Origin of the sequence: Glutamicibacter sp. NPDC088483 (assembly GCF_044753145.1) — a bacterium.
GTDB lineage: Bacteria > Actinomycetota > Actinomycetes > Actinomycetales > Micrococcaceae > Glutamicibacter.
In genome coordinates this window covers 25,254-45,992 of the sequence record NZ_JBIVMP010000008.1, presented here as the reverse complement: position 1 = coordinate 45,992, position 20,739 = coordinate 25,254, and the positions used below count along the sequence as shown (strand labels likewise).

The 20,739-nt window shown below is 58.2% G+C and carries 20 protein-coding genes, 2 pseudogenes and 1 riboswitch; of the genes and pseudogenes, 12 read left to right on the top strand and 10 right to left on the bottom strand.

Translation table 11 applies throughout. The features are described 5' to 3' along the window. Positions 1-25: 25 nt before the first annotated feature. From ACIP6G_RS16555 to ACIP6G_RS16540, 4 genes are all read left to right on the top strand, one after another. Positions 26-967 carry a LysR family transcriptional regulator gene (locus tag ACIP6G_RS16555; RefSeq protein WP_096256531.1) on the top strand — a complete coding sequence of 314 codons (942 nt, stop codon included), beginning with the start codon at positions 26-28 and terminating at the stop codon, positions 965-967. A 229-nt stretch (positions 968-1,196) separates the two neighbouring features. Beyond that, positions 1,197-1,287, top strand: a riboswitch (SAM riboswitch). Positions 1,288-1,371: 84 nt separating this feature from the next. Then, on the top strand, positions 1,372-2,679 hold the full coding sequence (locus ACIP6G_RS16550) for an O-acetylhomoserine aminocarboxypropyltransferase/cysteine synthase family protein (protein WP_400291349.1): 1,308 nt from the start codon (positions 1,372-1,374) through the stop codon (positions 2,677-2,679). Then, positions 2,676-3,881 (top strand): cystathionine gamma-synthase, encoded by a 1,206-nt coding sequence (locus ACIP6G_RS16545; protein WP_400291347.1) that lies wholly within the window; start codon positions 2,676-2,678, stop codon positions 3,879-3,881. The genes ACIP6G_RS16550 and ACIP6G_RS16545 overlap by 4 nt, the downstream gene beginning before the upstream one ends. A 226-nt stretch (positions 3,882-4,107) precedes the next feature. Then, complete coding sequence (locus ACIP6G_RS16540; RefSeq protein ID WP_400291345.1) at positions 4,108-4,422, top strand: PhzF family phenazine biosynthesis protein; 315 nt, start codon at positions 4,108-4,110, stop codon at positions 4,420-4,422. A gap of 817 nt (positions 4,423-5,239) precedes the next feature. On the opposite strand, the gene ACIP6G_RS16535 is transcribed toward ACIP6G_RS16540, so the two are convergent. Both ACIP6G_RS16535 and ACIP6G_RS16530 read right to left on the bottom strand, forming a co-directional pair. After that, entirely contained in the window at positions 5,240-5,479 is a 240-nt protein-coding gene (locus tag ACIP6G_RS16535) for a hypothetical protein (RefSeq protein ID WP_022874873.1), read from the bottom strand. Between the two features lie 391 nt (positions 5,480-5,870). After that, positions 5,871-6,305 (bottom strand): Hsp20/alpha crystallin family protein, encoded by a 435-nt coding sequence (locus tag ACIP6G_RS16530; protein ID WP_400291343.1) that lies wholly within the window; start codon positions 6,303-6,305, stop codon positions 5,871-5,873. 62 nt (positions 6,306-6,367) lie between these two features. Here ACIP6G_RS16530 and ACIP6G_RS16525 point away from each other — a divergent pair, with 62 nt between their 5' ends. Continuing rightward, positions 6,368-6,745, top strand: coding sequence for a MerR family transcriptional regulator (locus ACIP6G_RS16525; protein ID WP_400291341.1), 378 nt, complete (start codon positions 6,368-6,370; stop codon positions 6,743-6,745). A gap of 185 nt (positions 6,746-6,930) precedes the next feature. Here the strand turns inward: ACIP6G_RS16525 and ACIP6G_RS16520 are convergent. After that, a pseudogene (locus ACIP6G_RS16520) lies at positions 6,931-8,038 on the bottom strand (IS630 family transposase). Positions 8,039-8,110: 72 nt separating this feature from the next. Next, entirely contained in the window at positions 8,111-8,488 is a 378-nt protein-coding gene (locus ACIP6G_RS16515) for a DUF4193 family protein (RefSeq protein WP_400291339.1), read from the bottom strand. A 361-nt stretch (positions 8,489-8,849) separates the two neighbouring features. Between ACIP6G_RS16515 and ACIP6G_RS16510 the strand changes: the two genes are divergently transcribed. Then, positions 8,850-9,884 carry a glycosyltransferase gene (locus ACIP6G_RS16510; protein WP_400291337.1) on the top strand — a complete coding sequence of 345 codons (1,035 nt, stop codon included), beginning with the start codon at positions 8,850-8,852 and terminating at the stop codon, positions 9,882-9,884. A 96-nt stretch (positions 9,885-9,980) separates the two neighbouring features. Next, positions 9,981-10,952, top strand: coding sequence for a glycosyltransferase (locus ACIP6G_RS16505; RefSeq protein ID WP_400291335.1), 972 nt, complete (start codon positions 9,981-9,983; stop codon positions 10,950-10,952). 8 nt (positions 10,953-10,960) lie between these two features. Here the strand turns inward: ACIP6G_RS16505 and ACIP6G_RS16500 are convergent, their stop codons facing one another. Beyond that, positions 10,961-11,818 carry a glycosyltransferase family 2 protein gene (locus tag ACIP6G_RS16500; protein ID WP_400291333.1) on the bottom strand — a complete coding sequence of 286 codons (858 nt, stop codon included), beginning with the start codon at positions 11,816-11,818 and terminating at the stop codon, positions 10,961-10,963. Between the two features lie 95 nt (positions 11,819-11,913). Here ACIP6G_RS16500 and ACIP6G_RS16495 point away from each other — a divergent pair, with 95 nt between their 5' ends. The 5 genes and pseudogenes from ACIP6G_RS16495 (at position 11,914) to ACIP6G_RS16475 (ending at position 16,411) form a co-directional block, all read left to right on the top strand. Then, positions 11,914-12,288, top strand: coding sequence for a hypothetical protein (locus ACIP6G_RS16495; protein WP_400291331.1), 375 nt, complete (start codon positions 11,914-11,916; stop codon positions 12,286-12,288). 430 nt (positions 12,289-12,718) lie between these two features. Then, a complete protein-coding gene (locus ACIP6G_RS16490; protein ID WP_400291329.1) occupies positions 12,719-13,027 on the top strand; it encodes a hypothetical protein in 309 nt (102 codons plus the stop codon). A 167-nt stretch (positions 13,028-13,194) separates the two neighbouring features. Further along, positions 13,195-14,097 (top strand): annotated as a pseudogene (locus ACIP6G_RS16485) (IS3 family transposase); the annotation flags it as partial. Between the two features lie 319 nt (positions 14,098-14,416). Further along, a complete protein-coding gene (locus ACIP6G_RS16480) occupies positions 14,417-15,166 on the top strand; it encodes a YiiX/YebB-like N1pC/P60 family cysteine hydrolase (protein WP_400291328.1) in 750 nt (249 codons plus the stop codon). 75 nt (positions 15,167-15,241) lie between these two features. Then, positions 15,242-16,411: a hypothetical protein gene (locus tag ACIP6G_RS16475; RefSeq protein WP_400291326.1), complete on the top strand. Its 1,170-nt coding sequence runs from the start codon at positions 15,242-15,244 to the stop codon at positions 16,409-16,411. Between the two features lie 264 nt (positions 16,412-16,675). Here the strand turns inward: ACIP6G_RS16475 and ACIP6G_RS16470 are convergent, their stop codons facing one another. From ACIP6G_RS16470 to ACIP6G_RS16450, 5 genes are all read right to left on the bottom strand, one after another. Then, positions 16,676-17,776 (bottom strand): AI-2E family transporter, encoded by a 1,101-nt coding sequence (locus ACIP6G_RS16470; protein ID WP_400291324.1) that lies wholly within the window; start codon positions 17,774-17,776, stop codon positions 16,676-16,678. Between the two features lie 432 nt (positions 17,777-18,208). Further along, a complete protein-coding gene (locus ACIP6G_RS16465; protein WP_400291322.1) occupies positions 18,209-18,595 on the bottom strand; it encodes a hypothetical protein in 387 nt (128 codons plus the stop codon). A 369-nt stretch (positions 18,596-18,964) separates the two neighbouring features. Beyond that, positions 18,965-19,177: a hypothetical protein gene (locus ACIP6G_RS16460; RefSeq protein ID WP_400291320.1), complete on the bottom strand. Its 213-nt coding sequence runs from the start codon at positions 19,175-19,177 to the stop codon at positions 18,965-18,967. Between the two features lie 411 nt (positions 19,178-19,588). Then, positions 19,589-20,071 (bottom strand): hypothetical protein, encoded by a 483-nt coding sequence (locus tag ACIP6G_RS16455; RefSeq protein ID WP_400291318.1) that lies wholly within the window; start codon positions 20,069-20,071, stop codon positions 19,589-19,591. Between the two features lie 134 nt (positions 20,072-20,205). Continuing rightward, the gene (locus ACIP6G_RS16450) at positions 20,206-20,685 is read right to left on the bottom strand and encodes a hypothetical protein (protein WP_400291316.1); all 480 of its coding nucleotides are present in this window, start codon (positions 20,683-20,685) and stop codon (positions 20,206-20,208) included. Positions 20,686-20,739 lie beyond the last annotated feature (54 nt).

Below are 20,739 nucleotides of genomic sequence, written 5' to 3'. Positions count from 1 at the left end.
CTATGGATTCATATAGACTCTGGCTATGGTTCAGGGAACAAATGGTTTGACGCTGCAGCAACTTCGCTATTTCGTGGCGGTGGCCTCCGAGGGGTCGATTTCGGCTGCCGCCGACCTGATTTACGTCGCACAGCCCAGCATGTCCTCAGCGATGAAGGAGCTTGAATCACGGGTGGGGCGCACCTTGCTGATGCGTTCGGCCAGGGGAGTAACGCTCACCGCCGAAGGCGCCGAATTCCTCGGCTACGCCCGGCAGGTCCTCGAGCAGGTGGAGCTTCTTGAACATCGCTATCTCGGCCGCCCCTCCGCCCGGCGGCTGCTGGGCGTCTCCACCCAGCACTACTCGTTTTCGGTGGATGCTTTTGTTCGGATGGTGCAGGCCAGCGGGGCCGAGGAATACCAGTTTTCGCTGCGCGAGACCCGCACCGAGCAGATCATCGAGGACGTGCGCACGCTGCGCAGCGACATCGGGATCCTGTACCGCAACGACTTCAACCGAAAGGTCATCGACAAGCTGCTGCGCGAATCCCGGCTGGTCTTCCACCCGCTGTTCCTGGCTGATCCGCACATCTTCATCTCGCGCAGCAACCCGCTGGCCACCCGAACCCAGGTCACGCTCGAAGACCTCGAAGACCTGCCCCGGCTGACCTTCGACCAGGGCGCGAATAATTCCTTCTACTTCGCCGAGGAGGTGCTCTCCACGCGCTCCAGCCAACGCGAAATCCAGGTCTCGGACCGCGCCACCATCTTCAACCTCATGATCGGCTTGGGCGGGTACACGATCTCCACCGGCATCATCAGCGACGAGCTGGATCCCTCCATCGTGGCCATCCCGCTGGCCATCGAGGAGCGCATCGAAATCGGCTGGATCGACCACGCCGCTATCCCGCTCACCGACCAGGCCCAGCGCTACCTGCAAGAAGTGCGAACGGTGGTCGCCAGCTTCGGGGTAGAAGTGCTCGGCTGAGCCGCCAGCAGCGTAACCCCCGGTCATCGAGCACCGGCACATCGTCACAAACTTCCAGCAAAACCCCTGCATCACGCCGATTCATCTCAAAAGGTCGCGTCATAAAGTGCTGCCGGCCACCGCGTCATCATGACAACGAGAAGTCATATGAAGCCTGGCGGCCTTGTATGAAGCCGGGCGCCGGATACCGCTTGCACCGTTTGCGGCGGATAGCCAACCATGGAAGAACAACCCATCAAGAGCGGCTGAGAGATCTGGCTCGGAGACGCCGCAGCAACCATCGGGAAACCGAAAGGTGCTACCGCCAGGAACGATGGAGCAGTTCCGAACGCGTTTTTGCGTAGCTTCGTGCCGCCGCACGATGCCAATCGGTGCACTCCCTCGCAGAGAATCGAGGAGGAGCCATGAGCCAGGAAACCGACGCGGTGCACGCAGGGTACCGCCCGAGCGGAGACTTCCGCCCGATGCTGCCGCCACTGCACAATTCCGCGGCCTACCAATTCGCATCGCACGCCGAAGCGGTGGAGAAGTTCGCCCTGCGCCAGGCCGGCTTCACCTACTCGCGCACCGGCAACCCCACCGTTGCGATTCTCGAACAGCGCGTGGCCGCCCTGGAAGGCGGGGCCCACGCGGTGGCCACCGCCACCGGGCAGGCTGCCGTGGCCCTGTCCCTGCTGGCCCTGACCCAGGGACCCAAGCACATTGTGGCTTCCTCCTCGCTCTACGGCGGCACCGTGGATTTGTTCACCGACACCTTCGCCGACTTCGGGATCCGCGTCAGCTTTGTCGACCAAGCCGATCCGGCCGCCTGGGCCGCTGCCATTGAGGAGGACACCCGGGCGTTCTTCTTAGAATCGGTCTCCAACCCGCTGTGCACCGTGGCCGACATCCCGGCCATTGCGGCCATCGCGCACGAGCGCAACATCCCGGTGGTGGTGGACAACACCCTGGCCACCCCGCTGAACGTGCGCCCGCTGGAACTCGGAGCGGACATCGTGGTGCACTCGGCCACCAAGGCTCTGGCCGGGCACGGCTCGGTGCTCGGCGGGATAGTGGTGGATTCGGGAACCTTCGATTTCTCCGATTCCTCCCGCTGGCCGCAGATCGCCGCGCCGCGGGTGCGGCTGAATGGCGCTTCGCTGCTTGAACGCCACGGGCCGGCGGCCTACGCGATGCTGGTTCGTTCCAAGTTCCTGCACGATCTGGGCCCGACCCTCGCACCGGCCAGCGCCCAGGGCATCCTTGCAGGCATCGAGACCCTGCCGGTGCGCGCGGCCCACGTGCAGCGCAGCGTCGCCCGGCTGATCGACGCGCTTGCCGAGTATCCGGGCATTGCCGCCATCCACCACCCCGCGCTGCCCGAGCACCCCAGCCACGAGCTGGCCCGGGCGCTGGCGCCGAAGGGCACCGGCTGCGTGCTGGCCATCGAGCTGGCCCACCCATCCCTGGTTTCCCCGGTCATTGACGGGCTCAAGCTGATCAGCCTGGCCGCGAATGTGGGCGATACCCGCACCATGGTCGCCCACCCGGCCACCATGACGCACTGCCGGCTCTCCGAGGCGCAGCTGGCAGCCGCCGGGCTGAACACCTCGACCCTGCGCCTGTCGGTGGGACTGGAAGACCCAGCCGACCTGCTGGCAGACATCACCCAATCGCTGGATCTCGCGCTGGCCGCAACCACCGCCGACACCAAGGAAGTGAGCTTCGCATGAGCGGCTTCAACACCCTGGCCGTGCACGCCGGCCAGCACAAGGACCCGCACACCGGTGCGGTGATCCCGCCGATCTACCAGACCAGCACCTTCATCCAGGACGGCATCAACGTGCTGCGCGCCGGGCACGAGTATTCGCGCGGCTCCAACCCGACCCGCAACGGCTTCGAATCCCAGCTCGCCGCGCTGGAAGGCGGCGCCGCCGGGTTCTCCTTCGCCTCGGGCATCGCGGCCGAAGATGCGCTGCTGCGTGCAGTGCTTGAGCCGGGCGACCACATCGTGCTGGGCGCCGACGGCTACGGCGGCACCAACCGGCTGATCTCGAAGCTGCACGGCAAATGGGGGATCAGCTCCTCGGCGGTGGACATCACCAACCTGGATGCGGTGCGCGCCGCGCTGCGCCCGAACACCGCGCTGCTCTGGGTGGAGACCCCGTCCAACCCGCTGCTGGGCATCGCCGACCTGGCCGGCTGGGCCGCCATCGCCGCCGAGCACGGCGCCCTGCTGGTCGTGGACAACACCTTCGCCACCCCGTACCTGCAGCGGCCGCTTGACTTCGGAGCGCACGCGGTGGTGCACTCGACCACCAAGTACATTGGGGGGCACTCCGACGTTCTCGGCGGGGCGGTCATCGTGGCAGACTACCTGCACCGCGGCCAATCGTTGGCCGAAGCCGTCGGCTACCAGCAGTTCGCCGGGGGAGCGGTCTCCGGTCCGCAGGATTCCTACCTGGCCGCCCGGGGGCTGAAGACCCTGGGCCTGCGCATGGAACGCCACTGCGCCACCGCAACCACTCTGGCCCGCTGGCTCGATGACCGTCCCGAGGTCGCCCGCGTCTACTATCCCGGGCTGGAAAGCCATCCGGGCCACGAGCTCGCCAAGCGCCAGCAGCGCGGTTTCGGCGGGATCCTCTCACTGCAGCTCTCCGATGAAGCGGCAGCCCGCGCCTTCGCCGAGTCCATGGAATACTTCCAGCTCTCGGTGTCCCTGGGTGGGGTTGAATCCCTGGTCTGCTATCCGCGCGAAATGACCCACGCTTCGCTGATCGGCACACCGCTGGAGATTCCAGCGAACTTGGTCCGCCTCTCGGTGGGCATCGAGGAGCCCGAGGACCTGATTGCCGATCTGGAACGCGGGCTGGCCGCAGCCGCGAAGGCTTCCGAGGCCGACAGCATCCAGCACCGCAGCCTGGCTACCGCCTGACCTGCCGTCGCAGCACGCGGGCCGTCCGCACAGGAAGGCCCGCGTGCAAGACGTCGGCACCGCTTAGCGATTCGCGCCTCCGGGGCACTCCAAGCTTGCAAATCTGGGTTCCAACCTAATGATCTCCGGCATCGCGATCTGCGCCCCTCACGACGATTGCTTTCGAGGAGCCGCCTATGCCGCGAAATCCATTAGTTGGCGATGGCAAGGACGGGGCCGTGGTGCAGTGGGCTCCTCCGAGGAGGTTCAGGCCTTGGAACCCGACTTGCCCAATGCGAAGGTCGGTGCCGTCGGCGCGCACGCCGGGGGATCGCCGCATGCGTTCGAGCTGCACACTTTCTCCCCTGAAGCCAACGTGTTCGAGGATCAGGTATGCGGATCGATGAACGCCTCGGGCGTCCAATGGCTCACCAATACTGCGAAGACACCTGCGAACTATCGAGCCTCCCGGAGAACGCTGATGGGCAGGTCCGGCGAGCACGCAGTCAGATTCCAGGGCAGGATGGTGTGGGCCGGAGGAACGGCCAGTATCCTATACTGAGGCACAACGGCAGTCTGACGACAGTGCGACGTCCATCTGCTCTGAGCAGGCACATCCACGTCAGGAGTTCGCCAGCCGAGACGGCGGAAGATCCTTCGCCCTGGCGCCATGGCTGAAGAGGAAATTCATGCCAAGAACCTCTGTCTGGTACTGGTCTTAGCCGCCGGTCGCAACTAACATTTACCGGCTCCGGCGATAAGCAGGGTCTTTGCATGTCAGAAACGCCGTTTAAAACCAAAATAGGTCGAAGGGCTCAAGGTCCTGTTGTTGCTATGGCAATTATCGGATACGCGCGAGTAAGCCGGCACCAGGGGACCCCAACGCCGCAGGAAGCCAAGATGCGTGCCGCTGGCGCGGAAAAGGTGCTTACCGAGCGCGGGGAATCGAGCCACATCGCCAGCCGGTCGCGATGGGAAGCATGACTGAGATACATGAGGGCCGATAGCAGGCGCGTGATCTGGGCACATCGGATAGCCGGCACCGAACGTACCCTTGAAACGCTCCGCGAGCTGGGAAACGCGGATTAATCCACTCAGTCTCGCCCAACCGCTCCCCGACATCGCGGCGCACACGCCTTTGGGCGATGCCGCAGCAGGGGCACTGACCATGCTGATTCATTTGCGCGTGCTCCACGGTCCGCGAGAACATTCGCAGGATCGCGGAGCACGCGCTGCAGCGGGCCGCCGGCTCGATGACCTATATTCGATCAGTCTCCTAAACACGGTACCTAGCCTCGAAACGCCTATTCCAACACTCGAAGGTCGACGATCAACAGGCAGATAGGCGAATAGTGTGCGGTGGCGGAATGCCTGTGAAGTTATTGAGGCCCCTCCCGGGGTTGGGAACCATACAGTGAGTCGTTGACTTGATCGATCATTTCTTGTATCGCGTGGACTTTGCTCTGCCAGTACTTGTTGTTCTCGCGAGCTTGCGGTCCTTCTGCTTCTTCGTTCAACTCAAGAAGCTCGCTGAAATGGTCTCGGTAGGCGCACAGCGCAGCATTGAGAACTTCGATTTGCTCGTCATTGAGGTGGACGTTGAGCAATGATTCACGCATGGTGCTGATCCTTTCGTTGCCAGGGTGCGTCCGGTGCGTTCCGGACGCACCCCCGAATCAACCACTCCTTAAAAGTTTCCCCGGGAGTCATCTCTTGTTCGGTGGCGAGCGTGAATACACCCGGACGGGACCCGCCCGACGCACTGAACGTTGAATTGTTCGTATTTCGTTAGTTCCTTCCGGGCACCGCTGACTGGGCCGCGGAACATCCTCGATCGAGGTGCAAAGGTGCGATCGAGGCGGCTGATGCTGACGGGAAGCTGTGGATAGCTCGAGCTCGTATATGGCCAGAAGCAACTCGTCATCAGCGACCAGCGGATCAAGTTCCGAATCAATGTGGGCAGACATGACACATCATCTCCGCACAGGCCTCCAAGGGGCCTTTCTTGGGTTAACTGGTGATTTCCTTGGGGTTCTTCTTGCCTTGGCCGACCGCGACCTGAATCCGGCGGGGTTTGGCACTCTCGGCGACAGCGATGTCGACACGTAGCACGCCATCCACGTAGATGGCCCGGATACTTTCAGTGTCCAAATGATCCCCAAGGATAAGTTCCCGGGTGAAATGGCCCCAGAGTCGTTCCGAGCCGGCGATGTGCTGGCGGTCTCCTGGTTTGGCGCGTTCAGCGCGGATGGTCAGGATGTTCTTTTCCACTGCCATGTCGATCTGCTCGGCGTCGACCCCTGGCAGGTCGAACTCAGCGTGAAATCCGGTGTCGTCCTTCCAAGCCTCCATTGGCATTGGGTGGACAGGTTCGGAGCTGAGCTGGGTGTTGAAAGCTCGCTGTACCAAGCGGTCGAAATCGCGAAGTACCTCGGTCTGCATCATCTGAACTCATTCCTTTCTGGTGTGACTCTCTACGATGCTGCAATTCACTTTCCGTTAGATCTATGTCTAACGATGTAGATTTTATAGCATGGGATTCTGAGTTCATGCAAGCCTATTGGAAGCAAGAAATGACAAAAAATTCGCCGCGATCCGTTCCTGTTGCTGGATCGCATTCGATTGCTGCCGCTGCCCAGAGTGTGGGAGTGAGTGTGCAAACAGTGCGGTTGTATGAGTTGCGTGGTTTGATCACCCCGTCACGTACCAGCGGTGGCACGCGCAGGTATCAAGCCAAGGATTTAGCTCGGTTGCAGCAAATCTCAGAGTTGATTGATCGAGGCGTGAATTTGGCAGGCATTGGCATCATCTTGGAGCTGGAATCTGAAAATGAGGGGTTGCGTAAGGCACTTGCAAAGCAGTCTCATCGGCAAGGCGCGGATTGAATTATCAAGACCGTTGAGGGTCTATGCTTCTCGGCAGGGTGCCGACGAATTCTTGCCTAGGCGCCGCGGAGCCTGAAAATGCACGTTCTGCTCGAGCACTTGGCAGTGGCCCTTGCTGTTTGGCGGACTGGTCCCTCCTGAACCTTCTCTATGGAGCAAATAGTGGAGAGTGCTAGTGTTCCGTGTTAATTATTTGGTTGGGTTTCATCCAGCTCCAACACATTAGCCTTCGCCTTGCGAATCATCTTGCCCAAGAGGTGATCCGCGGTCTTCGTCCAGGCAAACGGTTTCGCCTCCTCGTTGTACCGTTCGATATACCGGTGCACCGCGGCCTCCAACTCCGGAATCCAGGCGAAGTTTGATCGCTTCAAGCACTGGCGAGTGATGATGCCGAAGAAGATCTCCACCATGTTCAGCCAGGAGCAACTGGTCGGAGTGAAATGCAAGGTCACCCGTGGGTTCGCTGTCAGCCAGCCCAACACGTTCTGGTACTTGTGCGTGGCGTAGTTATCGCAGATGCACGTGCAAGTCGATCTCCGGGTTCGCCTCGGCGACCTGCTGCAAGAAGTCCACGAACTCGACGTTGGTGTGCTTCTGGTAGAACTTGCTCGCGCTCAGCTTCCCGGTGAGGACATCCAACGCGGCAAACAGCGTGGTAGTGCCATTGCGCCGGTAATCATGAGTTTGCTGCAACGGATGCTCAGGAGCCAACGGCTGCACCGGCTGCGTGCGCGAGAGGGCCTGGATCTGGGTCTTCTCATCAATGCTCACCACCACCGCGTTCTCCGGTGGGGACAGGTGCAGGCCCACCACGTCGCGCAGTTTCGCTTCCAGTTGCGGGTCGGTGGAGAACTTTAACGTCTCGATCCGATGCGGTTGGATTTTCCAGCGCCGCCAGATCCGGGCTACCGAGGAGAAGGAGACCTGATGGCGTTCGGCCATGATCCTGGCTGACCAGTGGGAGATCCCCAGTTCGGCCGGGGGAACCCCGTCGTTGGCCAGGGTGTCGGCGAGGATCGCCAAATCGTCGATCTTCTGCGTCTTGCCTGGGCGCGGCGCGTCGCCAAGACCGTCGATGCCGGATTCTTCGTAGGGGTGCGCCATCGGCGCACCGTCGGTTCCGAGAAGCCGGTGGATTCAACGATGTGGATGGTTTGGTACGCCGTCGGCGGCCAGCAGGACGGTGGTGGCGCGCAAGGCCAGTGAGGCGTTGGAGTCCTTGCCGCGGGTCATGGATTCCAGGGTTGCCCGGTCGCTGTCGCGTAGCTGCCGTGGTTTTGCGTAGTTGGCCATGGAACCAATTGTCCCACCTGCTCAAAACAGGTGGAATTAAAGGCACGCTACACTAGCTCCAAGCCTGCAGGACTATGAATGCACATGGACACAATCGCGGCAGATGATGCCTTGCTTGGTATGTTTTTCGTCCTGGCTTCGATGGCGAATAGTAAAGCACTCCCCGCAGACGAATTCGTCATTCCCTGGCGGAGTCACGTTAATGGAAAGTTCCTCATCAACGATGGCGCCGGGAAGTTCCAACCCGTCAGCGAAATCGTTCTCTTCAAGCTCCGCTGACACGCTCGTCGCCGTGGGCGCATCCATCTTCTGTACATCTTGGAGGGTCTTTTCTGATGCTTCGGCAACGTCGGGTCGTGCCTCCTCGTAGTCAGTAGCAATGGCCAGTCTATTCTCCTGTAGTGAATTATCCTGACGGCATATGGTAATGACGCCCGGGGACCGGGCCAATTCAATGGAGATACGCTCAGGAAAACTCCTTTACTATTTGTCAGAGGTGTTTCATTGGCTGAAGATTCTGATCCAAAATCCAGCGGTATGCGAGGTCCTGATCGCTTCGGATCTTCTGCGATCATAGGAGCCGATGAGGTAGCGAGGGGCCGTTTCCCATAGTCTGCTGGGAATTTCATTGGATGTCGGGGCGGCCGCCGGGGGAAAGATACTCTGCGTGGAGAGTCCTATTCTTCCATGCGAAAACGAACTGAGAACCGGAGAAACCGTGGCATTCCACGTAGTTGATACGCCTGCTCCCTTGAGGATTGCGGTGCTGGCCCACTTGCATTACCCGATCTGTCCACCGTATGCCGGTGGGATGGAATCGCACACCGCGCATCTCGTCAAGGATTTGTCTGATCGCGGCCACCACGTGACGCTCTTCGCCAAAGAAGGCAGCAACCCTTTTGGCCCTGGTTCGGAAGGGATGGCCGTCGGCGTACTGGCCGAAACCTTCACGGTTCAGGGGTACCCGGATGAGGACGGACGTAATCATCAACATCACGTTCTGGACAGTTCGATGCAGGACGCTGTGCGAAAGGCCCGCGACGGAAATTTTGATGTGGTGATCAATAATTCGCTCAGCCCGGTCCCTCACGTGCACCTTCGAAACATCCCGACGCTGCATATTCTGCACACTCCGCCGCTTCCACGGATCACCGCAGTCATTAGCAAGAGATCATCCTCGGGCCAGATGCATCGCTTCGCTACAGTTTCGGAATCGAACAGCCGCGCGTGGAAGCAATGGTTGCCTGAACTGCACGTGATTCCCAACGGAATCGATCTGGACGCCTGGTGCGGGGAACCTGGGAACAGGATCAACCCCGGAACAGCGGCTTGGACTGGCCGAATCACTCCGGAAAAGGGGTTGCACATCGCCATCGCAGCGGCGCGAGATGCAGGGATGAAACTGGCTATTGCCGGGCCTGTTCAGGACAAGGAGTACTTCAACAGCCTTATTGCCCCGAATCTGGATCAGGACATCGAGTATCTGGGCCATCTTGGTCAGGAAGAGTTGAAGACACTCATCAGCTCGCGTGAAGTATTTATCTCCTCGCCCCTGTGGGCTGAGCCTTTTGGATTGACGACGCTCGAGGCAATGGCTAGCAGCACGCCAGTGGCTGCCCTGCCATCTGGAGCGATGGGGGAAATCATCGGTACCAGCGGAGGGGCACTCGCGGATGGCTCCGATTCAGCCGCTCTTGCTGCCGCAGTGCTGAGGGCAGCGAAGATGGATCGCGAAGCGGTTCGGCAAAGAGCAATGCTATTTACACGAGAGCGCATGCTTGACGGGTATGAGGCTCTCATAGACCAGATCGTTCCCCGAGTAGGTTCAGCGAGGCAGAATCGATGAGTAGGCCAAAGATCTCCTAATTACGCCCACCACGTGGGAACAGGGCATCTTCGCCACGCCCGTAGGCTCACCGAAACTGGCGCTTTCGAGGTGCAAGTGGCAAGTACGGGGGAGGAAAACCAAGGATTGCTCCCGGTCGGAGCCAACTATGTTCCTTTGCGGCCTGATATCGATGATCAACGGCCGGAAAGCCCTGTACCTGTATCAGGAGAATTTCTGCACTACGCTCCCACTGGCGATCATATCGTTGAACGCTTCGCCGCTCTGAACCGTGCGTGGGAACAGTTCGCCCCCGATGTAGTCATGGTTGACGTATCGGTGGAGGTTGCTCTTTTTGCCCGGCTTAGCGGCTACCGGGTTGCTTTGCGCCGGATGCCTGGACGGCGGAATGACAAAGCGCACCTGATGGGATACGAGATTGCAGATGCGCTGTTCGCCTACTTCCCCGAAGCCTTGGAAGAGCGGGAACATCTGGCCAAATTCGGTTCAAAGAGCCATTACTTCAAGACTCCCGAACCTGCCTCGGGCTTCGATATGACTCAGCATGTCGGCGCATCATTGGCGGATCCTGTGCCGGGGGAGCGCAAAGTCGCAATGCAAACCTCATTGGCGGCATCGATCGGTTTGTCCGATATTGCGCATGCGGCGGCTTCTTCTCCACAGTGGTCATGGGACGTTCTAGGCTCTGTGCATGAGGACACCGATTGCATGCCTGAGAACCTCACGCTGCATGGAACAGTCCAGCAACCATCGCGCATCATGGCACAAGCCGATGTAGTGCTCACTTCCACCGGCCACAATGCCGTGGCCACCGCCGCAGCCTGCGGCAGACCGATGCTTCTGATTCCGGAGGAACGTCCTTTCGACGAGCAGCGAGTCTACGCTCGGATGCTGCAAAGAGCGACCGGTTGCATGACACTCGATTCGTGGAAGGAACCGGTAAATTGGAATGCTGTCCTGGAGCAAGCTGCTGCCAGCGACCCGCATGCTCTTTCCCGGGTTCTGTTCACCGATGCGGACGAATTCACGCGGCAGGTCGAAGCCATGGTTCGAGAGCTGACGAGCTGATGGGCAGCCTAGTAGGCGTCTTGGCTTCGGACGTGTTGAATCTGAAGCGGCGTGGGATGTTGCAAGATTTCGAGTGTTCGGCCATCGGACGCCCAGCGCAGCAATCCCATGTGGGCGAAAGCGGTGAGCCATCCTTCCATCGGCCACACGCCCCATCGAGCATGGAATTTCGATGCATTGGCTACGATTGCGTCGAAGTGGTTCAACGGCGGCTTGGAGACACCGTGATGCTGGTGGAAGACCACCGCACGGGTGAACACTACGGGGATGCCATGGCGGCGGGCGGTGAAGGCGAAGTCTGTATCTTCTGCCCCGTACCCGCTGTATTCCAGGCAGAAACCTCGGACTCGCTTGAAATCGCTGGAAGAGATCGCAAAACCCAGCGACCAGAAATGCTCGTGCATTTCACATGGCACGTCGGTCGGCAGCGCGGCTCTTGCATGGTGGGGAACCGAAAGCTCGTCCAGAGTGAAATCATAAGGCGTGGGTCCGGACGCTATGGGGCCTTTCAGATACCGGGGTTCGGCCATCGCCAGGGCAGAATGCTCGCCCAAAGCCTGCAGCAGGCGCTCGAATGCCTGTGCCGAGGGGATGCAATCCACATCAAGGAAGACCAGTTGCTCCGTGCTGGCATTGGCCGCAGCAGTGTTCCGTGCGCGGGCCAGAGGTAATCCGCTTTCCTCGGGGGTGCTCTGGATATGGAGGGCTTTCAATGGCACATCGCACGAGACCGGTTCCGGGTAGGGGTCGTCCATGTAGACAACGATGACCTCTTGCGGCAGGACGCTACTTCGCTGCACTCCATCGAGCAGCCGTTGCAGGTGGCCTGCTCGTTGATGAGCGATGACGAGAACCGAAAATTCCATTCCAAACCAATTCTTCCTGCAGCCCAACCGATATAGGTGAATAGCAAATCAACTTCGACCCTACCCATCCGCCGCTCGACAGAGGAGAATTCGGCATGACTTCCCAGAATGCTTCCACGATGATCCGTGTTGCTTCAGTACCTCAAGACCAGGTCTATATTCGGCATTTGGAACCATTGCAAGAACAGGACCGCGGGTCGCTTCGGTTGCCTGACCCCATCCATGCGCCAGGCTCCCAAAGCGAACAGTCACCGTGGTGGCCTCCGCTGATGCTGACTCCCGAGTGGGTGAGGGACAACCATCAGCGGTTCGATTTGATGCATATACATTTTGGTTTTGATGCGGTGGACCCACAGACATTGCGCAATACCATCACGGAATTGCGTCATTTCCACAAGCCATTGGTCTATACGGTGCATGACTTGATCAACCCCATCAGCCTGATGCCACGGCCCACCGCCAGATGCTAGATATCCTCATCGCCTCAGCTGATCAGCTGATCACCCTTACCGATGGAGCAACCGCGGAGATCGCGGCGCAATGGCATCGTGCCGCCCACGTTCTGCCACACCCCCACGTCGTTGATTTCGCAACCATGGATCGGCTACGCCGACGCAGGGAGGTTTTGGCGGTGTCTTCCCAGAGTAGGACTCGTCATATCGGGGTGCACCTTAAAGGTCTCCGGGCTAATATTTCTCCAGCCATTCTGGAACCTCTGGCCCGAATCGTCGCGGGAATTCCAGACACTGAACTGCAGGTGAACATACATCGTCAGGTGCTTGATCCATCCAACCGCGAGTACAAGGCGGATCTCGCAGGGCAGCTCCTAGAGGGAGAAAAGCAAGGAAAGTGGAATCTTGAGGCGCATGAGTACTCTCCGAACAGGAGCTCTTCGAATACTTGGGTTCGCTGAATGTGAATGTCCTTCCCTATCGATTCGGCACGCATTCCGGGTGGCTCGAAGCGGCTTTGGATACTGGAGCTGCCATCGTCGCTCCTGATTGTGGTCAGTATGTGGGGCAGCAGGCGTCGGTGGCACCGTATCGATGGGATGACGACCGTGTTGATGAGTACTCACTGGAAGAAGCAGTGAAGCATCAATTGGCTTTATCCAGCGTGCCGGGGATGGATGCAGAGGAGCGCAAGCGCCAACGTATGGCAGTAGCGGAAGCCCATGAGCGGATCTATTTGGATTTGCTAGCAAGATAGCGGGCGTGACAGGTGGTGGAAGGTTTGCCGGTGAATTACAGAGCTTCTGATGGTCGTTCTCCAGTAGGCAGGAGCCATAAAGTGAGTCGCTGACTTGGTCTATGAGCTCTTGGATTCGGTGAACTTTGCTTTGCCAGTATGGCGCGATGATGCTGCCAGCAGACCCCTTCACCAAGGCCCATACCGGCCAGTACCCGGTGAAGTGGATGTGCCAGAAACTGCAGGTTTCCAGGGCATCCTATTACCGGTGGCTTAACCCCTGCGAGGAGCTGAGCGAAGCCCAAGCACTGCGCAGGCGCCGCACCGAACTGATCCACACCGAATTCGAAGCATCCAACCAGGTTGCTGGGGCAGGCCAACTGGTGGACTTGCTCCGCAACAACCATGAGGAACAGATCGCGAAGTCTACGGTCCTCTCGATTATGAAAGACCTGGGAATCCAGGCCAAACGGATGAGTGCGTTCAAAACCACGACGGTGCGTGACCACCAAGCGCGAACAGCGCATATCAAGAACCATATGGTCGATAAGCTCGGCCGGCGGGACTTCCGCTCTTGCCGGCCTGGGGCGAAGCTGGTTGGCGATATCACCTACCTGCGCACCGGCGAGGGCTGGTTGTATTTGGCGACGGTCATCGATTTGTTTTCGCGTCAGATCGTGGGCTGGTCAATGGGTGAGAACATGCAAACTCAGCTGGTCATCGATGCCATGGAGCTTGCCGCGTCGCGGGGCTTTATCCAGTCTGGCAGCGTGTTCCACTCGGACCGGGGAACGCAGTACACCTCGGACGCGTTCCAAGGGTGGTGCGCTGTCCACGGCGTGCGGCAATCGATGGGGCGCACCGGGGTGTGCTGGGATAATTCCGTGGCCGAGTCAACGTTCTCGACCATCAAGAACGAAATGTACCATCACCGGGCATTTACCAGCAGGGTGGCAGCGCGGACCGCGGTGATGGAATACATCGAAGTCTGGTACAACCGGAAACGACCGCATACAGCTAATGGAGGGCTCAGCCCCCAAGCAGTTCTGGACTCGTATTGGGAAAGGAATTCTCTGGCCCTTGCGGCTTGAGAATAATTAGAAAAGATCAAAGATCGTGTCTCAGAAACTTGACCAGCTCAGTTCTGCCTCGTGCTTTGGTGAGGTTAGTTTGAGGCCTAAAGTGGACATGTATATAAAATTCTGTGAAAAATTTGCGAGAGGGTCTTCCGTGGTGACGCACCTAACGCTAGGATCATATTATCCACTGACCTGAAATATTATTTCTCGTCAGATCAGGGATTCTTTTTCGTTGAATGTGCGTTGGATGCGCTATGTGTTTTTGTGCTTCTTTATGTTCATGTTTGACGGGTTACTTGGATCATTACTGCTACGTGCTAGGGGTTGTGTTTTGAAAAAACGTCATATGCTCGCGGGAATCGCCGCTTCGAGCATGCTGGTCATTGGTTCGGCTATGCCGGCGTTGGCTGATACGGGAAACGGTTCTTTGAATGAGTTGGCAAGTCTCAATCCTGGAACCTCAGTCACCGAGCTGAAGGATTCGCTGGGTGAGTTCGCACAGGATGAAGGAATCAGTTTGGACGAAGCCGTTAATCGGGCTTTGTCCGAGAGCAAGGCTTCGGTTAGGGAAGCAAAATCGGTCGATTCTCTGGCTAATCGAAGCGTGGCTTCGGCCGCCAGCAGCGGAGGCAGCGGTACCGTCACCTTAGGTTCTGCAACGCGTAAGGGTGATCTTTTCGTCTCTCCTGCTTCGACGCTTTTCGTTCAGCATGGGCACACAGGAATTTACTACTCAACCGCAACCATTGTGGAAGCTCCCGGCACTGGAAAGAACAGTCGATCGATCGCTGGCAGCTCGGTGAAGGTAGGCAAGGGTGCAGTGAAGCAGTACGTATCGACTACATCGACCAACAGAGGCAAGGCTGCCAATCATGCCTTCAACAAATTGCGCGGCAAGGGATATAACTCCAACTTTGCCGTGAACAAGTCGACGACCGGTTCGAAGATGAACTGCTCGCAGTTGGTGTGGGCGGCTTACAAGGCGGCTACAGGGATTGATCTGGACGGCAACGGCGGTTTGGGCGTTTATCCTTACAACATCAAGGATTCCTCAAAGACGGTGACGTACAAGACCCTCTAAGCGTACTGGAAAACTAGTATCTGGGCCGGCCTGAAATTGGGCCGGCCCAAACTCTGCACCAGAATGGAACATTCCATGATTCACACCCGTCGTATCATCACCGCAGCGGCAGTGGCGACCACTGTTTTTACCCTGGTTAGCTGTTCACCAGCGGATCCCTCACCCCAAAAAACCGAGGCTCTAGGCAAGGCCACGTACGCACTGTGCTTCAGTGCTGCGAGCAGTGACATGGATGGGGAAAGCCAAGACGGAAAGGTTGTTCTGTTAAAGGATGATGGTGCTTTTACAGAGGTACAGACCTGGGGCATGGACATGTGCTCGATGGAGTGGACTGAGAAGGGGTTGTTCTTCAGTGATATGAAGACCGACTATCTGATTGATGGTGCCGGTTTGAAGAGTTTTGAGAATGCAAAAACTGATAGCCAATACGCCATGCTTGCCACAGCAGCGGATACTGCAGTGGGACTTTATAATCTGGGCTTCAGCGACGTGGGGTATACGACTCAGGTTGTGACCACTACCAGTTCCGGAACCTCTTTAGCCGAGGTTGAAGGTAGCTATTTCATTGCTGCTCAGTGCGAGGGGGAGGTCTTCGGAATTGGTTTGGCTACCGGCCCGTATTCGAAGACGGGGGATCCTGATACGGAGCCCATGGTTCTCAGCCAATTGACTGGCACGAAGGACGGCAAGGAAAAAGTTGTCGGCAGCAGTACACGGGCTAGAGAGGGCGCGGTACTCAATGATGCGCCATGCCATGATGGAAAAATCTACTACATCTCTGATGAGAGACGAGGTGGATTGGATGTTGCTGCTAAGGCCGTCTTATCGATATGGGACACCAAGACCGGTAAGTATGAGAGCAAGGCACTGATCTCAGATGAAGCGACTGAGCCTTTCATCAGTGAAGATGGTACGGGCCTTCCCCAGGTAACCCGCCAGTCGCTGAAGGACGGAAAGCTTGAATGGTACGGGGTTAAGGACTCGATCATGTCTACGGACATTCAGACGGGACGGACAGAACGCAAGTTTACGGTGGAAGCGTATAGCGATAATTCGGCTTCGTCGAAGGCGATCTTCACTGATGCTGACGTTGTCATCATGGCGGATAACAATGATGGTTCTCCGTACAGGGTTTTGCGTTATGACCGGCACACCGGGGAAGAGGTGGGGCGGGCCGTGTTGGATGAAGATCCCGCAAACCTCAGCAGCGGTTTCTTCTTTAGGGGATTTGCGGTGAAGCCGTGAGGGTCTACTTTGTTCTCGTTTAGCCGATTGTTTTGGTTATGGAATTGCATTTCTCTGGTTGTGGTGACCCGGGTCTGATGACGGCTGGTTCGTATCGAGTTAGATCGACTTTCTGTGTAGATGACCAGCTTTTTCGTGTGATATCGACCTTTACGCAGCGGCCGGGGATAGCCGTCTCGCGGCAGGCTACCCTTCAGGGGCGACGCAGGTTGGTAGGGAACGGAAAATTGGCTCGGAGTCATAACGCCAGGACTCTGAACAAACCTAGTGATCAAGAACTGGCCGATGGCGGTTCGAGAAGCGATCACTGAACCATATTCTGCCGATGGCCCAGCTGACGGCCGCCAGCGGCACGGCAAGGATCGCCCCGATAATTCCAGCGAGCACGGCTCCGGCGCTTAACGCGATCAGAATAACCAGAGGGTGGATATGGAGGGTTTTTCCCATCACCAGCGGTTGCAGAAGGTTGCCCTCTAGTTGATTCACAGCGAAGCTGACGCCAATGATGATCAGTCCTGCCGTTGGGCCATTGGCCACGAACGCGACCAGAGCAGCAAGAAGTCCGGTGGTGGTGGCGCCGAGTATTGGGATGAAGGCACCGATGAAGACCACGACAGCTAGAGGAAGCGCCAGGGATACCTGCAAAATCCATAAGGTAAGGCCGATCAGCACGGAGTCAACCAGAGCTACGATGGCTGTGCCACGTACGTATCCGCCTAGCACCTCTATACCGTGTATTCCGGCGAGCCGGGCTTTTGCCAATTGCCGCCCTTTAAGGGGTATCAAACAGAATGCCCACAACTTCCTGCCGTCTTTGAGGAAGAAGAACAAAATGACTGCCATGAGGATGAAACCAGTGAAGACCTGGGTGGCAACGAAGATGCTGTCTACCGCGGTGTTCCCTGCCGCCTTGCTGGTAACGAAATCGCTCGCCGCGTTGCGGGCATCCTGGATCATGGCATCATCTACGGGCAATGGTCCCTGTGCGATCCAGGCGTACAAACGGTCAAATTTTTTCACCGCCTGATCCACGAGCTCCGCCCACTGGGCACGGATGGTTACGACGACCCCGGCGATGACAGCCGCGAAACCGGAGAGTACGAGAATGTAGGCCGTCCCGCTAGCAACCGTGTTAGGCAACCCTTTGCCACGCAACCAATTCACCAGCGGTGCGATGGCTGCTGCCAGAATTACGGCCAGCAAGAATGGGATGACAACCAAAGTGATCTTGTGCAACCCGTAGACCGCAACCACAACCAAGGCAAGCAGCCATAGTATCTGGCGGGAGCGTTCACCAGCCCAGCTGAGGCTGTCGGGCCAGCGCATGCCCTCGGCCTGGTTCCGTTTATTATTTATCGTCTCCACGCGGGTCTCTTTTCTTGGGCATGCTGCAGAAGGCCTCGTCAATTGCATTCAACTGCTCACGGCCGGTGCAAGAACTATGTTTCTTCGGGTGGGTAGCAGTGGTGTATGCTCCGCAGTTCTTGCAGCGCCAGAGGGTGCGGACGGCACTGGTTTCGCCGTCTTGACGAACTTGTTTTCGCGTCCATCACAGCGCGGTTGGTTCACAGTTGTTGACCCGAGCACAGGCCTTCAAGGCATGTGCTCGTGGCGGTGTTGCTAGCAGGGAAGTGTTTCAGATGGATTCTATACATCTTTGGGCAGTGGACTTGCGTTGGGTGAGCTGGCTGTCAGCATTAAACACTGAAGCATCCCGCGATGTCCGTGGGATGCTTCAGTGCGAATAGGCTGATTTTCAGTTATACACAAGACCAGCTTAACTCTCCGCACCGCAGGTCAGTCCGCAAGTTCTGGATCATCCAGGGAATCTTCAGCTTGCGATTTACCTAATGCACCGAGGTGCGTGTTGTACGAGGTGCGATGTTCTAGGTCGCTGCGCACGTAACAGGGGATTTCAAAAGTGATGGCACTGTGTGCCCAGTGCCGGACACGGAACGTTCTCGCCCCGTCAGGTGTGCCAGGGGCGATGAATTCCCCCACTGTCTGGCCTCGCGGTTCGACCAGTACGTTTTGCAATGCCGGGTTTGGCAGAGAGACGAACCAGAAGCTTAGGTGGTCGTCGGGTTCGTCGTAGATCGCGACCACTGCGGATCGTCCGTGGATGGAGACCAGTCCCATGACGTCATCGAGTCGTTCGTGGGGTTGTGCCAGGACGATGGGCATCCCTTCCCTTCAGCCGTAGGATGCCAGATGGATGCGGGCTTGGCGGGAGCCAAGGATATGCTTGACGTGTTCAGCGGTGTGGGATCTTAGGCTGTGGATGGACATGGAGGGCCTCCGCTCTTGCGGCTCGTGCGGTATTTCCAGTTAGAGCCCTGCCGCGATGCGTTGTCGTGGATGGTGCAGGTGCCAGGTTTGCCACGGGTACTATCGCGGAGTGTTCTTTCGACGGTACGCGCAATTCCCTCATATGGATACCCGACAGTTGAGTGTTGCTCTGAATGGAGAGCTAGTTCGCGGGTGATAGCCCAAAGAATGATCAGCTTGTTATGCAATTCCTTCGCGGAGAAGAATCGAATACGGTTCGTGCTGCTAGTTTCTATCGGTCACGTTCGCGGAGTTCAGCCAGGCTGCGTCAACCATGTCGAGTAGCCGGCGCATGCTGTGCAGTTCGGGCTGGTGGTGCTCCTGTGCTGAAAGGTATCGACGGTAATGCTGGAGCGCCTCGAAGAGGAAGCAGCTGTCGTCATCGCGGTTAATATCGAGCACAACTCGGTAGGGGATAAGGTTTTTCGCTGAGCTCATCGAATCCGTCCTGAAATGCTCAATTGCCGACCTTCCGATGAAAGTCGGCAGTTGATTGAAGTGGACGCTGCGTCCCGGGTAACTTTCCGTGCTGATGGTGAGCATTTCTTAACGCCTTTCACGAGAAGGCGTCATTGAAAGAAGGCGTCATTGAAAGGGGACTGGCAGGCAGAAGAGTCCGGTTCGAAGGCTACGAAATGGGAACGTTCTCGCTTCATAGGTGATGCCATCACGCGTTGTGCATCTTGTTGCGGCTTCTTGGCTGTTCCGGGTCCTGGTATCCGCAAACCTGGATAGAGGACCGAGGCCAACAACTAGCCCCAGACGGGGCCCGGTTCTGGCTCGCCAGCCGTTCCACGGGGGTATTGGCTGGCTGGCCAGGTCAATGAGCCAGAACCGGGGCTAAGGTGTTTACCTGCTAGTGCCCGCCGCGACGCGCTCGGCTCCATGCTGGTGTGCTGGCATTGGGTATCGAGTCGGTGAGGTGGTTCGCGACTGCATAGCGGGGCAGGCTGGGATCTTGTGGGCGACGGCAGTGTTCTTCCAGAATTTCACGCGGAACTCAGCAATGAGCTCGGTGGCCAGGCGTTCGAAGAACTCTCCCATGGTGAGTCGATCAGCGCAGGCCTTGGTCACTTTCAGTGCTGCTTGGGGGACGGTGACATGCATCATGTGCAGTTCTTCGGTTTGCGGATCGAGCATGGCCACCAGCACTGCACGGCCATGGATTGATGCCATGCCCATGGCATCGTTGAGAGATTCGGCAGGCTGCGTCATGACGATCGGCATTCCCTGCGCCCAGCCGTAGTCGGACAGGTGGGCTTTGCCTTCACGGGTGGCGAGAAAATCAGCGACTCTGACTGCGGTTCGGGTTCGTACGATTCGACCTGGCATTTTAGATACTTCCCTTTCTTGCACTGCTCATGAAAATAGCGATATTGACGTAAGGCTCCGCAGCGGGATGCGCTTTGGAAAGGTCCTTTCGTTTTGGTGCTGCCGCTCTTGGCGGGCGGCGGGTGCTGCAGATCCTAGGCCATGCTCAAATCTGCATGGGATCCATCTGATTCACTTCCCAAACTTGCAGGTTCGAGCCCTGACCCGGGGGTGGGGGTCTGCTTCGGTGCGGCGAAAGGCTGATCGAGCCAATGCGCGGGGAGTTCGGCCTCGGGTGCGTGCTCTGGTGCTGCGAGCAGGCTCTCCTTGCCCGCGACGGCGAACTGCAGATTCTTCACCTCGAATCGGACACCGAGCGAGCTTTCCATCTGCAGAAGGAGGGTGTCGTTGACGTACTGCATCAACTCGGGCACCTGGTCTTCGCTTTTTGCCGTGCATGCCAAGTTGATGACCAGCTGCTCCGGGGAGCCGGTAATAGTGCACATTGCTGAATGCACGGTATCCCGGCTCCGGCACTGTTCAGAGGCGAAGGTGGCGATCTTCTGGATTCGCGTGCTCCACGCGCTGCCTTGCTGCGGGGAGGTTTCTACGGGAACTGCTAAGGATTCTCTCATCTTTCACTCCGGTACTGATAGCTGTTTCGTAGTAGAATATCTTTAGACAGGCTA

What these genes read in the sequence shown, in the direction of transcription:
- ACIP6G_RS16450 (WP_400291316.1), bottom strand. Translation starts at nt 20,685, where the DNA reads ATGAGAGAATCCTTAGCAGTTCCCGTAGAAACCTCCCCGCAGCAAGGC.
- ACIP6G_RS16510 (WP_400291337.1), top strand. Translation starts at nt 8,850, where the DNA reads ATGGAATCGCACACCGCGCATCTCGTCAAGGATTTGTCTGATCGCGGC.
- ACIP6G_RS16530 (WP_400291343.1), bottom strand. Translation starts at nt 6,305, where the DNA reads ATGATGCAGACCGAGGTACTTCGCGATTTCGACCGCTTGGTACAGCGA.
- ACIP6G_RS16455 (WP_400291318.1), bottom strand. Translation starts at nt 20,071, where the DNA reads ATGCCAGGTCGAATCGTACGAACCCGAACCGCAGTCAGAGTCGCTGAT.
- ACIP6G_RS16500 (WP_400291333.1), bottom strand. Translation starts at nt 11,818, where the DNA reads ATGGAATTTTCGGTTCTCGTCATCGCTCATCAACGAGCAGGCCACCTG.
- ACIP6G_RS16525 (WP_400291341.1), top strand. Translation starts at nt 6,368, where the DNA reads ATGTCTAACGATGTAGATTTTATAGCATGGGATTCTGAGTTCATGCAA.
- ACIP6G_RS16545 (WP_400291347.1), top strand. Translation starts at nt 2,676, where the DNA reads ATGAGCGGCTTCAACACCCTGGCCGTGCACGCCGGCCAGCACAAGGAC.
- ACIP6G_RS16550 (WP_400291349.1), top strand. Translation starts at nt 1,372, where the DNA reads ATGAGCCAGGAAACCGACGCGGTGCACGCAGGGTACCGCCCGAGCGGA.
- ACIP6G_RS16465 (WP_400291322.1), bottom strand. Translation starts at nt 18,595, where the DNA reads ATGCCCATCGTCCTGGCACAACCCCACGAACGACTCGATGACGTCATG.
- ACIP6G_RS16475 (WP_400291326.1), top strand. Translation starts at nt 15,242, where the DNA reads ATGATTCACACCCGTCGTATCATCACCGCAGCGGCAGTGGCGACCACT.
- ACIP6G_RS16495 (WP_400291331.1), top strand. Translation starts at nt 11,914, where the DNA reads ATGACTTCCCAGAATGCTTCCACGATGATCCGTGTTGCTTCAGTACCT.
- ACIP6G_RS16555 (WP_096256531.1), top strand. Translation starts at nt 26, where the DNA reads ATGGTTCAGGGAACAAATGGTTTGACGCTGCAGCAACTTCGCTATTTC.
- ACIP6G_RS16535 (WP_022874873.1), bottom strand. Translation starts at nt 5,479, where the DNA reads ATGCGTGAATCATTGCTCAACGTCCACCTCAATGACGAGCAAATCGAA.
- ACIP6G_RS16460 (WP_400291320.1), bottom strand. Translation starts at nt 19,177, where the DNA reads ATGAGCTCAGCGAAAAACCTTATCCCCTACCGAGTTGTGCTCGATATT.